The organism is Rhizobium cerradonense, assembly GCF_030182455.1.
Classification (GTDB): domain Bacteria; phylum Pseudomonadota; class Alphaproteobacteria; order Rhizobiales; family Rhizobiaceae; genus Rhizobium.
The window spans coordinates 280822-293281 of record NZ_JAQJCK010000004.1; the positions used below are offsets into that span (position 1 = coordinate 280822).

Annotated in this window: 10 protein-coding genes and 1 pseudogene; 1 reads left to right on the forward strand and 10 read right to left on the reverse strand. The window is 59.7% G+C overall.

Annotation, left to right across the window (positions count from 1 at the left end; genetic code table 11):
- Positions 1-12: 12 nt before the first annotated feature.
- The 4 genes and pseudogenes from PH547_RS11940 to PH547_RS11955 form a co-directional block, all read right to left on the reverse strand.
- Positions 13-272: pseudogene (locus PH547_RS11940) on the reverse strand (FitA-like ribbon-helix-helix domain-containing protein).
- 97 nt (positions 273-369) lie between these two features.
- Positions 370-1392, reverse strand: coding sequence for a zinc-binding alcohol dehydrogenase family protein (locus PH547_RS11945; RefSeq protein WP_104824729.1), 1023 nt, complete (start codon positions 1390-1392; stop codon positions 370-372).
- Positions 1393-1532: 140 nt separating this feature from the next.
- Positions 1533-4679 (reverse strand): efflux RND transporter permease subunit, encoded by a 3147-nt coding sequence (locus tag PH547_RS11950; protein ID WP_104824728.1) that lies wholly within the window; start codon positions 4677-4679, stop codon positions 1533-1535.
- Positions 4680-4687: 8 nt separating this feature from the next.
- Positions 4688-5998, reverse strand: coding sequence for an efflux RND transporter periplasmic adaptor subunit (locus PH547_RS11955; protein WP_104824727.1), 1311 nt, complete (start codon positions 5996-5998; stop codon positions 4688-4690).
- An 85-nt stretch (positions 5999-6083) separates the two neighbouring features.
- Here PH547_RS11955 and PH547_RS11960 point away from each other — a divergent pair, with 85 nt between their 5' ends.
- The gene (locus PH547_RS11960; protein WP_104824726.1) at positions 6084-6767 is read left to right on the forward strand and encodes a TetR/AcrR family transcriptional regulator; all 684 of its coding nucleotides are present in this window, start codon (positions 6084-6086) and stop codon (positions 6765-6767) included.
- A 134-nt stretch (positions 6768-6901) separates the two neighbouring features.
- On the opposite strand, the gene PH547_RS11965 is transcribed toward PH547_RS11960, so the two are convergent.
- The 6 genes from PH547_RS11965 to PH547_RS11990 form a co-directional block, all read right to left on the reverse strand.
- Positions 6902-7144 (reverse strand): hypothetical protein, encoded by a 243-nt coding sequence (locus PH547_RS11965; RefSeq protein WP_104824725.1) that lies wholly within the window; start codon positions 7142-7144, stop codon positions 6902-6904.
- A gap of 132 nt (positions 7145-7276) precedes the next feature.
- The gene (locus tag PH547_RS11970; protein ID WP_104824724.1) at positions 7277-8002 is read right to left on the reverse strand and encodes a TfuA-like protein; all 726 of its coding nucleotides are present in this window, start codon (positions 8000-8002) and stop codon (positions 7277-7279) included.
- Complete coding sequence (locus PH547_RS11975) at positions 7999-9252, reverse strand: YcaO-like family protein (RefSeq protein WP_285168319.1); 1254 nt, start codon at positions 9250-9252, stop codon at positions 7999-8001. The genes PH547_RS11970 and PH547_RS11975 overlap by 4 nt, the downstream gene beginning before the upstream one ends.
- 25 nt (positions 9253-9277) lie before the next feature.
- On the reverse strand, positions 9278-9574 hold the full coding sequence (locus PH547_RS11980; RefSeq protein WP_104824722.1) for a hypothetical protein: 297 nt from the start codon (positions 9572-9574) through the stop codon (positions 9278-9280).
- Between the two features lie 28 nt (positions 9575-9602).
- Positions 9603-11555 carry a tetratricopeptide repeat protein gene (locus PH547_RS11985; RefSeq protein WP_104824721.1) on the reverse strand — a complete coding sequence of 651 codons (1953 nt, stop codon included), beginning with the start codon at positions 11553-11555 and terminating at the stop codon, positions 9603-9605.
- Positions 11556-11894: 339 nt separating this feature from the next.
- Positions 11895-12353, reverse strand: coding sequence for a helix-turn-helix domain-containing protein (locus PH547_RS11990; RefSeq protein WP_104824720.1), 459 nt, complete (start codon positions 12351-12353; stop codon positions 11895-11897).
- Positions 12354-12460 lie beyond the last annotated feature (107 nt).

The following is a 12460-nucleotide window of genomic DNA, read 5'->3' on the forward strand; positions in this document are numbered from 1 at the left end:
AATCGAGGATGATCATGGGTCAAGTTCGACCGGTCGGATCGGTTCGCGTGGCGCGATCTCCAATACGAGGCCGCCGGTTGCAGCCATCCGACGGCGAATTGCCTCCGCTAAATTTGGCTGCCGTGTTTCCTCAGTCGACAATGCAGCTCGCAGGATATCGCGTGCCTCATCTTCCATCGATCGTCCATATGCTGCCGCGCGCGCAGTCGTGCCTTCAGATGATCATCGATATTGCGGATCGTCATGCTGGCTAAAGGGGCCTCTCCTATCATCAATGATTGCACATTAATCATCGATGGCAGATTTTTAAATTGGGAATTTGGCCCTCATCATTCCGTGGGCGAATCGGAGACGCCATTCGCCGCAGCGCTAAGCGCCGCGCTCAATCACAATCTTGAGCGCATTGCGGTGGCTATCCCAATAGGGCAGCGCTTTTTCCGCTTCTTCAAAAGGGAAGACCTTCGAGATCAGCGCATCGGCCTTGTCGCCGATCTCCTCGAGATGGCTGATGACGTTTTGAAAATCGCGCATCAGGGCGTTGCGGGAGCCCATGATGTCGAGTTCCTTCAGGTTGAAGAACTGTGTCTGGTAGGTGACCGGCGCCTTGGAATAGCCGACATAGACGACACGGCCGCCGAAGCAGGCGAGATCGATGGCTTGGGTGAAGGTCGCGGCCAGGCCGACCGCCTCGAAAGCGACATCCACGCCATCGTCACCCGTCAATTCGCTGACCCTGGCGACGACATCCTCGCTGCCCGCATCGATCGCCTCGACGGCACCGAATTGCCGGGCAAGCGCGCGTTTTTCCTCGCTGAGATCGACGGCGATGACCTCGGCGCCGCGAGCGACGGCGGCGATCAAGACGCCCATGCCGATCATGCCGCAGCCAAGCACAACGACGCGATCGCCTTTCGCCACCCGTCCGCGTTCAACCGCATGAAAACCAACGGATAGCGGCTCGACCAAAGCCAGATGGCGCGGCGGCAGTGTATCGTTGAGGATCAGCTTTTCAGCCGGCAGCACGATCTCCTCGGCCAGACCGCCATCCTGCTGCACGCCGAGCGTCTTGTTGTAGCGGCAGGCATTGAGCCGGCCCTTGCGGCAGGAGGTGCACTCGCCGCAATTCGTGTACGGCATGACGATGACACGGCGGCCGGGCGCATAGGCGGGATCAACACCGGGGCCGACGGCAAGGATCTCGCCGCCGATTTCATGGCCGGGAATGCGCGGCAGCTTCACCAGGGGGTTGAGGCCCTTGAAGGTGTTGAGGTCGCTGCCGCAGAGCCCGATGTGCCGGACACCGACGCGGACCTGGCCGGCGCCCAACGGTCCTTCCGGGACCTCGTGGAAGCGCGTCACGTTTTCCGCCTCGATCATCAAAGCCCTGATCACAGCATTCTCCTCCCTTAAAAGCCATGCAAGTGACGCTTCTTAAAGCAATTCCAGGAAAAGTGCGAAGCGGTTTTCCGTCCGGGATGCGTAAAAACAAAGGTGTAGAGCGGGAAAGCGATTCCGTGAAACGCTGAACCGCTCTAGTGCGCCGTGTCCGGGGTTGGCTCGGATGTAGTGGTGCTTGTCGGCCGCTTCCCGCCCTTGAAGATGCGACGCACGGAGACGAAGAGCAAAGGGATGAAGAAGATGCCGAGTACGGTCGCCGAGATCATGCCGCCCATGACGCCGATGCCGATCGAGTTCTGGCTGCCGGAGCCTGCGCCGTTGGCGATCGCCAGCGGCATCACGCCGAGGATGAAGGCGAGCGAGGTCATCAGGATCGGTCGAAGGCGCTGACGGGCCGCTTCCAGCGTCGCCGGGATCAGATCCTTGCCGTTCGCCTGCTGCTCGATCGCGAATTCGACGATCAGAATGGCGTTCTTGGCCGCCAATCCTATGGTCGTCAGCAGGCCGACCTTGAAATAGACGTCGTTCGACTGGCCGAAAATGGTGGCGGCGAGAAGGGCACCGAAAATGCCGATCGGCACCGACAGCATGACGGCAAGCGGGATCGACCAGCTTTCGTAGAGGGCGGCCAGCGCCAGGAAGACGACCAGGATGGAGATGGCATAGAGCTGGGTCGCCTGATTGCCGGAAAGCTTTTCCTGGGCCGAGAGGCTCGTCCATTCATGGCTGAAGCCCGGCGGCAAGCTTGCCATGATCTGGTCGATCTGGTTCATGGCGTCGCCGGAGGAGACGCCGGGAGCGGCGGAACCCTGGATTTCGACGGCGGACGAGCCGTTGTAGCGTTCGAGACGCGGCGAGCCATAGGTCCATTCGCCCTTCGAGAAGGCGGAGAAGGGCACCATGGCACCATCGGAATTGCGCACATACCAGCGGCCGAAGTCCTCCGGCTGCATGCGGAAATTCTTATCCGCCTGAACATAGACCTTCTTGACGCGGCCACGATCGATGAAGTCGTTGACATAGGTACCGCCCCAGGCGGTCGAGAGCGTCGTGTCAATGTCGGAGAGTGCGATGTTCAGCGCGCTCGCCTTTTCCTGATCAATGTTCAGCGAATATTGCGGCGTGTCTTCCTGGCCGTTGGGACGCGTGCCGAAGAGCTTCTTATTCTGCGCTGCTGCGCCCAGCAACTGGTTGCGGGCGGCGATCAGGCTAGCATGGCCTGCGCCGTTGATGTCCTTGATGAAGAAATCGAAACCGCTGGAGCTGCCGAAGCCGGGAATGGCCGGCGGCGCGAGCGCAAAGACGCTGCCATCCTTGATTTTCGAAAAGGCGCCCATGGCGCGGCCGGCAATCGCCTGTGCTTTCGATTGTGGCGTCTTCCGCTCGGCAAAGTCCTTCAATCGGACGAAAACGATGCCGACATTCTGGCCCTGACCGCTGAAGCCGAAACCGGCGACGGCGAAAGCGCCTTCGACATAGTCTTTCTCATTGTTGAGATAATAGTCCTTCACCGTGTTAAGTACGGTCCAGGTGCGGGAATTCGTGGCACCCGGCGGAAGCTGGATGGCGGTCAGGAGGATGCCCTGATCCTCATCTGGCAGGAACGAGCTCGGCAGGCGGTTGAACAGATAGCCGACGGCGCCGCCGATCAACACGAACACCAGCAGGAAGACCGCCGTCAGGCGGATCATGCCGTGAATGCCGCTTTGGTAGCGAAGCGTTGCGCGCTCGAAATTGCGGTTGAACCATCCGAAGGCGCCACGCTGCTTGGAACCGTGCTCGGGCCTCTTCAGAATGGTGGCGCAGAGTGCCGGCGTGAGGATCAGCGCGACGATGACCGACAGGATCATCGCCGAGACGATCGTCACCGAGAACTGCCGGTAGATGACGCCGACTGAGCCCGAGAAGAAGGCCATCGGGATGAACACGGCAGAGAGAACCGTCGCGATGCCGATCAAAGCACCGGTAATTTCCTGCATCGACTTGATCGTCGCCTCGCGCGGCGAAAGACCTTCCTCCTCCATCACGCGCTCGACGTTTTCGACGACAACGATGGCGTCGTCGACCAAGAGGCCGATCGCCAGCACCATGCCGAACATTGTCAATGTGTTGATCGAATAGCCAAACAGCGACAGCACGCCGAAGGTGCCGAGCAGCACGACGGGAACGGCGAGCGTCGGGATCAAGGTAGCGCGGATGTTCTGCAAGAAGACGAACATGACGATGAAGACGAGTACGATAGCTTCGAACAGCGTCTTGACCACGTCTTCGATCGATAGCTTGACGAAGGGCGTCGTGTCGTAGGGATAGACGATTTCGACATTCGGCGGGAGAGTCTGGCTCAAGCTGCTGATGGTCGATCTCACCGCTTCCGCGGTATTGATGGCATTGGCGCCGGAAGCGAGCATGACGGCGAGACCGGCCGAAGGATGGCCGTTATAGGTGCTCGACGTGGTGTAGCTTTCCGCTCCAAGCTCGACCGTCGCGACATCGTTGAGGCGGACCAGCGAGCCATCGGACTGGCTCTTCAGGATGATGTTGTTGAACTGCTCGGGCGTCTGCAGGCGGCTCTTGGCCGTGACCGTTGCATTGAGCTGCTGGCCCTTTCGCTGCGGCAGCGCGCCGAGCTGGCCGGCCGAGACCTGCGAATTCTGCGACTGGATCGCGTTGGTGACGTCGCTGACCATCAACTGGTATTTGGCCAGCTTATCCGGATCGACCCAAATGCGCATGGCATAGCCGGCGCCGAAGATCTGAGTGTTGCCGACGCCTTCGATGCGCTTCAGCGTGTCATTCAGCGTGCTGGAAACATAGTCGGCAAGGTCGTTGGAATTCAGCTTGCCGTCCTTCGACACGAAGCCCACGACCATCAGGAAGTTCGATGTCGACTTGGAAACGGTGATACCCGTCGACTGCACCGTTTGCGGCAATTGCGCGGTGACGAGCTGCAGCTTGTTCTGCACCTGCATCTGCGCGACGTCGGAATCGGCCTTGTTGGTGAAGGTCAGCGAGATGGAGGCCTGGCCCGTCGATGTCGACGTCGATGTCATGTAGTCGAGATTGTCGATGCCGGTCATGCCCTGCTCGATGACCTTGGTCACCGAATTCTCGACGGTTGCGGCATCCGCGCCGGGATAGTTCGCGTTGATGCTCACCGTCGTCGGTGCGATCTGCGGATATTGCGAGATCGACAGCGTCAGGATCGACAACGCTCCGGCCAGCATGATGACGATGGCGATGACCCAGGCAAAGATCGGCCGGTCGATGAAAAAACGCGACATCGCTTACCTCACTTCTGGGCGCCAGAGGCGGGCTGGGTTTCGGTCTTTTCCAGCTTGGCCTGTTCAGCGGGCTCGCCGGCGACCTGCTTTACTTCGCCGGTCGCGTCATCGATCGTGACGGCGGCGACATTGACTTCCTGGCCGTCCCGGACGCGCTGGCTGCCTTCCACGACCAGACGGTCGCCATCCTGCATGCCTTCGTTCACCAGCCAGCTATTGCCGACGCTGCGTTGCACCTTCAGCACACGCTGCTGTACCTTGTTGTCGGCGGTCACGAACATCGCCGTCGGTTCGCCTTTGGTGTTGCGGAAGACGGCGCGCTGCGGCAGGAGATAGCTGTTTTCCGCGACAGCTTCCTCGATGCTTGCGCGAACATACATGCCGGGCAGCAACACGCGTTCCGGATTGGGGAAGACAGCGCGTACGGTGATCGTTCCGACGGTCTCGGCGACAGAGGCCTCCGAAAATTGGAGTTTGCCGGTCTGCTTGTAGTCGGAACCGTCTTCCAGCGTCAGGTGGACGGAGACGTTGTCACCACTCGTCTTCAATCGGCCTTCCGCAATGGCGCGGCGGAACTCAAGCAGGTTGGTGCTTGACTGCGTCACGTCGACATTCATCGGGTCGAGTTGGCGGATGGTGGTCAGCGCCGTCGTCTGGTCGGCGGTGACGAGCGCGCCGACCGTGACCGTCGAGGCATCGACACGGCCGCCGATCGGTGCGCGCAGCTTGGTGTAGTCGAGATTGATCCGTGCGGTCTCGAGCGCGGCCTTGGCGGAGGCGACATCGGCCTGCGCCTGGACAAGCGTCGCCTGCGCAGTGTCGTAGTCCTGCTGGCTGACAGCGTTCTGGGCGCTCAATCCCTTGTAACGATCCATCTTGGCCTGTGCGCTCGGTATGGCGCCTTCTGCCTTCTGCAGAGCGGCGGCGGCGCTGTCATAGGCGGCCTGATAGGTGGCGGGGTCGATTTCGTAGAGCACGTCGCCCGCCTTGACCTCGCTGCCTTCCTTGAAATTACGGCTGCGGATGATGCCGCCGACCTGCGGCCTCACTTCGGCGATCAGGTAGGCGCTGGTGCGGCCGGGCAGCTCCGCGGTGATCGCAACCGATTGCGGGTGCAGCGTCATGGCGCTGACTTCGGTCTTGACGGCCGGTGCATTGTTTTGCGCGGCCTTCTGCTCGTTGCAGCCCGCCAGCAGCAACGTGGCGGCGATCCCTGCGGCAACCAATGAGATGCGTGTGGCTGGGAGGCGTTTGGATGCCGCCGGACGTACGAATACAGGGGTAGAAGAGGCGCGCTTTTCCACGTTGCTATTTCCCATTGCCTTATTTACAGTACCAATTAGTACAGAAAATATTTGTACCGCTATAAATGTCAATGTCATTTGGCTTTTTTTGAGGTTGGGAATGGAAGCACGGACGGGGGCAAGAGCTAGGGAAGCAGAGCAAACTGCCGCTCGCCGCCCGCGCGGCCGTCCGAAGACCGCGAGTGACGACGCAAAGCGGGCGGAGATCGTCGCGGAAGCCCGCGCGACGTTTCATGAGCTTGGCTACGGCGGCACGACCATGGATCTCGTCGCGGCGCGGTGCAGGATTTCCAAGCAGACCCTCTACCGCTTGTTTTCGAGCAAGACCGAGCTGTTTATGGCGATCATCGCCGAGCATCGTGCCTCGATGCTGGCCCTGCCGCGCGACCCCAAGGAAAATCTGCCGCTCGACAAAGCGCTGGAACAGATTTTCATGATCGACATCGATGAAGTGGCGGAGCGGGACCGCGAGGCCTTCATTCACTTTGCCGTGAACGAAGCGCAGCGGTTTCCCGAAATGGCGTCGCTGCTGCGCACCTACGGTGCCGAACAGTCGCGGCAGATGCTGGCCGATTGGCTCCGCCTGCAGCAGAAACGCGGCCTGATCGAGATTGCCGATGCCGCAAGCGGCGCGCGCATGCTGATGAACATGATCTTCGGCGCGATGATTTCGCATCCCGGCAAGCTGAACGACTGGCCAGACCGCGAAACCCGGCTGCGGCATCTGCGTCATTGTATAGCAATCTTCCTGGCGGGTGTGCAGGCGCATCGGAAGCGCCGATAGGCTTTCAGTCGTTCGCTAAACGACGCCGGACGTTTCGAGATCAGCTCCCGCCACAAAAGCGATGCCGGCATGGCTCCGAAGAACCACACCGGCATCTTTCTCCGGCCCCCCGCCAGAAAACCTAAAAACTGCGCTTAGTGTGCGACAGCCCTATTCACTTTGTCTACGCCTTCTTCGAAGAGCGGCATCTGCAGGCCATTTGCGTACATTTCCTGCAAGACGGCTCCGAGCGCGAGATCGAGGCACCAGACCGGGAATTCGGCGTTCATGCTCTTGGCGCTTTGACGCGCATAGGTGATCAACCGTGCGATCGACGCCAATTCTTTCAGTGAATCCGAATCGTGATGTGCCATTTCGATAGGAAGTATTGCTGTCATGTCATGCCCCTTTGCCCCCGTTCCTGGCGAACTAGATACTCATCGCCAGGAACATGAGCAGACATTAACTCAAGTCGGACACCTTGGCGCGTGACATACAGCGTGACACGAGCGGGGATTGCGAGCTGCTTTTTACGGCGCAATTTCAAGGCGGTGGAAGGCGAACCGCCACAAACTATTGGCCTGGAACGTCCAGTCGTGCGGTGGTTGTTGCCGTTCGTCCGGGCAATCGGCAAGGATGCGGAGCAGGTCCAGGGCATCCGCTCGCTTCTGGTTGACCGCATTGGCGCGCAGCAGGCGAGCGATTTCGCTGCGCCGCGAGGGGTCCGGCAGGTCGGCCGTTTCCGCGAGGGAGCGATAGGTCAGCGATTTGAAGAAGATCGATTCCGCGCATGTTCGCAGGACGTCTCGCTCCATCTCGCTGATCGCGCCGGTCTCCGCCAGCGCCTGCAAGGTTGCCTGCACGTTGACGAGCGGTTCGCTGAGGGGCAGATGGCCAAGTTCCTGCGGCGCATGGATTTGCGCTACCGCCGAATCGTCCGCCAGCGCACCGGAGGCATATGCCTCGAAGATGCGGCCGATGCCGATCATGCCGAAAGCGGCGCATTCGGCGGCGCGCAGCGCGCCCATGCTGGCGGCGCCATAGACGCGGACGCCTTTCGACAGGGCAAAGAGGATTTCCTTGTGCCAGACGGGCGCGACATTTTCGAAAAGTCCGTCGATCAGGCCGATGACGTTCGCGCCATTCTCGAGGGCTTCGACGATATCGCCTTGCTTTGCCGGCGGACGGAGAGCGATGCCGGGATCGGCGATCTCGGCGGCATCGGGAAGCGTTGGGCCGACGAACAGGATCTTCATAGCAGTTGCAACGTTTTCGAGATGGCGCGATAGCCGAAGCGGCGCTTGCGGTCCCCAGCCGGATTTTCCAGTTGCGGCACCACGAGTTTGGCGACCGCAAAGGGAAGCGAGGCGTCGCCAAGGGAAAGGGCAATGGCGGAATTGATGCCCGCCTGGCGCAAACGGACGATGGTCAGATGCAACAGGGCTTCAGCGCCATGCGGCAGGACTTCATTCGGTCTTGCCGCTGGCTTCGGCATGGCGTCGAAGCAACGGCGGATGCTCTCCGGTAGTTCCCGGGTGAAATTCTCGGGACGGATATCGTCGCGGGCGCCGCTGATGAAGGTCAGGCGCGATTGCGCTGCTTCCGTCACGGCACGGATCGCCGCTCGCACCGGCGATAGATGAGCGCCGCTGCCGATCGTAACATCGAGGTAGCGGATACGCCGCGCTTCTGCGATTTCTCCAGGACCGAGGAGGGCCACGATAACAGGTATACCAATGTTGCTGGTGATATCGAAGAGCCGCAGCGTCAGGCCGGCGGCAGTAATCTTCACGATAAGTTCGTCCAGCACTGGATCGGCGAACGAGGCAGGATCGATGCAGGCGCCCATGCGCAGCTTCGGCTCGGAAATATCCCAGAGGACTTCGGCATCACGCTCGATGCGTTCGAGTAAGCCGTGCAGGATGGCTTCGGCCAGTACATTCCCCGAGGCGAGGCCATCGGAAGACTGCCAGAAGCGCGAACTGCGGACAGTGCGGTCAAGCGTGACTGCGTCGAAGGGAACCCAAGCTTTTTGGGCGGCGATCAGATCATAGCCTTCGGCCCAGGTGATCTCTTCGTCGTCGGCGATATCGGCCTGACTCTTGGCAATCAGCGATGGCAAGAGATCGGCATGAAGTCCTTCGGCCATCAGTTGCCGGCGACTGGTAATAACGGTTTTGACGGCGGGTGCGCCTGCAACAGTCCGCTCCAGTGCCTCCATGGCCGCTGAGACCTTGGCATCGAGATCGGTGATGCCTTTGCCATTGTTGATGACGATCGAGCGCGCGTTCGGACTGACCGCCTGCCAGACGGGAATGCCGACCTTGTCGAGCCCCGTCAAGCGGCCGAGGCGGGTGACGCCATGAGCCGCAAGACAAGGTTCGATCCGCCGAAACGTCTCCTCGGCGGAACAGGTACGGTCTGAATAAGGCGATGAGGCGGCGACAAATTCCTTCCGACCTGAATTCCGGGTGAGGAATTCAACCAAAGATGGATCTGAAGTCATTACCGCCGCCACGACGCCTCTGGTGTTACTCGTCGAGCCTGCCACCCGCAGGAGCTTCGTCGAGCCTGCCGCTTGCCGGGCCCTCGTCCAATCTGATGCTCGCTGCTTCATCGAGCCTACCATTAGCGGCATCAGCCGAACTGCCAACGGCAACGGCAAGGTTGACACCCTTAATGATAGTTGCGCCGGCATTACGCAACTGATCGGCAGTGCCGAGATCGCTGCCCGCTGGCGCTGCGAGCGGAGATATAGTACCTGCGCCTAGATCGGCGAGGTAAAGTTGTGAATTGCCGGGAACGCCGATTACTACAAAATTTGTCATGCCCAAATCCCCTCAATGGTTAAATATCTCAGTCAAATCCTGCTCTTCGCAGCCCTTCGCGATATTGGTCTTTCTGCCATTGTTCTCGTAGGGGAACGATGGAAAGCCAAGTATCGATCTTAAAATCAGGATAGGTCTCTTTAACTTTGCGCACCAACGCTTTGGCCTTGCGCATGTCGCCCGCCATTGCCGCCGTTGCCGCGGCAAGTCGCGCAGCCTGAGAAGGATCGGCCATACGCGAGATATAGGCGCCGGCATCCTCATAACGTTGAAGAGAGTAGTTAGCGCTTGCTGCTGTCCAGAAATAGAGGTCCGGGCTCAACGGATTGAGCTTGATGGCGCGTTCAACCTTTTCCAAAGCCTCACTTGGTTTCGAAGCATGCATCAGCGTGTCGGCATAGTCGGCGATGACGTCGGCATAATGCGGACTGATAGTCTCGGCTAGTTCGAAGGCCTCGATACTTTCATCAAAAGCTCCCTGGTAGAGCTTGGCGACGCCGAATTGATGATAGCCGCCCACGATATCCTGACCGGTCGCAATCGCCTTGCCGGCCTCTTCCTCGGCAAGCTTCAACAGCCTTGCGTCGCCCTGCGCCGTCACCAACCACTCGAGATGGTAGGTGCGCGCGACGCCGCTGAGAGCAGGCGAGAAATAGGGGTTCTCCTTCAGGGCTGCTTGGAATGCCTTGCGGGCCCGACGGATGTCCGGCAAATCGAGATGTTTCAGATGACGCTGGCCGAGCAGATATTGACGATAAGCTTCCGGATTCCGCTCGAAATAGTCGCGGGAAAATTCGTTGCGCTCGATATAGCTAGCGACCGACGCCACGACGCGTTGACCGATTTCGCGATGCTGGCGCGGCAGATCCTGGGCCTCCATGCTGAAGCGCTCGGCCCAGATAACTTCGTCATTGCCAGCGTAAACCAGTTGCGCGAAAAGCCAGTAGGCGCTGCCGTCGAAGCTGAGCCTTGTATCCAGCACATAGTTGATGGCGTATTTTTCCAGCATTGCACCCCGGTCGAGATTGAGCGCAATCTTTTCCGCCGTGTAATGCGCTACCATCGTCACGGTCTTCAACACGCAAAGACCGACGGTGATATCTTCCAAAAGCGCTGCCGAGAGAAAGACGGCAGGCTGATAGTTGCTGGAGGTGTTTACCGGCGGCAAAAGCGCGAGCTTGGGTGGCCCACGAGGCACCGGCGGAATGACTTCCAACTGCGACGGCGCTTTCTCCCGAAGCTGCGGCGCGATGCTGCGCTGACGTTCGAACAGCCGCCGCGCAACGCTTAACGTCTGCGGATCGGGATCGACCGGCAATTCGCCCCAGCGATATTTTCTGCGGCTTTCAAAAATATGGCGGGCGCTTTCGAGCTGGGGTTCGCCGGCATAGGTCTCTCCCAATATCTGGTAGACCGTCTCATCTTCGGGATGAGCCTCGAACAGCCGCAGCGCCGCCTCCTTGACAATGGTGGCGTCCGCGTCCTTGCCCATGGCCGCAATGGCATCGCGAAGTGTTGTCAGCATCTTTGTCTTGATGCGATCCCGCTGTGTACGCAGCCACATTCGGGCCGTGCCACCGATGACTTCGGTGCGGGCAAGAAAATCCCAGCGGCCGAGTTGCAGCAACTCTTCCAGGGCGGTGTGGGGGTTAGTTTGCGACACCGCATCCAGCAGCGCGAGATCGGTGGTGAAGGCTTGGAGATTCGCGCTGACGGTCGCCTGCTCGATCAGCAGCAGCCCGATTCCGAGCTCGTCCTGGCGGTTTTTGACACGCGACAGGGTCTGCCGCAGATTGGCAAGCCCCTTATCCAGGGGAATGTCGCCCCAAAGAAATTCCGCAAGCTCCGCACGGTTTTTTTGCGGCGAGGGGCTTGTCAGCAGAAAGCAGAGCGACAGCAGACCCTTTTCGGGAAAAGGCACTGTCGCGCCTGTTCCGTCCACGAGACGTAGGTCTCCGAATGTCAGCAGTCTGAAATCCATATGCCCCCACTGCATCTAGCAGCGTCCCGATATCGCAATCATGGCTTTCGGCATCGCTTGCGATCACGTCATGTGATCACAGGTATCTTTTTGAGAATTCACACTACGACGACTGCTATCCTATCGCAATCGCTAGAACATCTTTGTTTTCGGTTAAATAGCTAGAAGCGGACAAGGTGCCCTGGATTCAAAAAGCCGGAGCCACTCGTCTGCGCTTGAATGAACGCGCCGCACTCAAGCATTTTCTGCGATGGCGGGTTCCGCGATCGTCGATGGGGGGACAATCTAGCATTCGATCAAGATCCGCGCCTCACCCATTTTTCGGGCGAGGCATGGAGATCAGTTTCTGAGGCCGAAAGGAACTTCGGCTGCAGGCGGCGCATGTACGACGGCGGGCTCGGAGGCGTTGGCCAGCGATTTGATGAGCATCAGCACGGATTGGCGGACACTGGGATCGTTGATCTTCATGAAGGCCTTGTTGAGGCTGAGACCTTCCTTGGACGTCAGAAAATCGGACAGGTCTTCAAGGCCACTGATCGCCCCCAACCCTTCCGTCGTCAACGGCTGTGAGTTGTCCTGCTGGAAGAAGAAAGCGACAGGGACAGCCAGAACCCCTGCGATCGCCTGCAACCGGCTGGCGCCGATGCGGTTGGTGCCTTTTTCGTACTTTTGCACCTGCTGAAAGGTAACGCCGATCTGTTCGGCGAGCCGTTCCTGGCTCATGCCGAGCATTAGCCGGCGCATGCGCACGCGTGAGCCGACATAGGCGTCAATCGGATTTGGTACTTTTGCACTCACTGCGCAATCTCCTCATTCGAACGGGGGAACCCCAGCGGGCGCCACCTTACAGATGCCCGGGGAGGAGGCAAGGAACACGTCCCCAATCTGCCCGTTCAGTGTGTATT

Bases quoted from the DNA above. Each gene is read 5' to 3' on its own strand.
- PH547_RS11960 (WP_104824726.1), top strand. From the start codon at position 6,084: ATGGAAGCACGGACGGGGGCAAGAGCTAGGGAAGCAGAGCAAACTGCC.
- PH547_RS11970 (WP_104824724.1), bottom strand. From the start codon at position 8,002: ATGAAGATCCTGTTCGTCGGCCCAACGCTTCCCGATGCCGCCGAGATC.
- PH547_RS11975 (WP_285168319.1), bottom strand. From the start codon at position 9,252: ATGACTTCAGATCCATCTTTGGTTGAATTCCTCACCCGGAATTCAGGT.
- PH547_RS11980 (WP_104824722.1), bottom strand. From the start codon at position 9,574: ATGACAAATTTTGTAGTAATCGGCGTTCCCGGCAATTCACAACTTTAC.
- PH547_RS11985 (WP_104824721.1), bottom strand. From the start codon at position 11,555: ATGGATTTCAGACTGCTGACATTCGGAGACCTACGTCTCGTGGACGGA.
- PH547_RS11955 (WP_104824727.1), bottom strand. From the start codon at position 5,998: ATGGGAAATAGCAACGTGGAAAAGCGCGCCTCTTCTACCCCTGTATTC.
- PH547_RS11950 (WP_104824728.1), bottom strand. From the start codon at position 4,679: ATGTCGCGTTTTTTCATCGACCGGCCGATCTTTGCCTGGGTCATCGCC.
- PH547_RS11965 (WP_104824725.1), bottom strand. From the start codon at position 7,144: ATGACAGCAATACTTCCTATCGAAATGGCACATCACGATTCGGATTCA.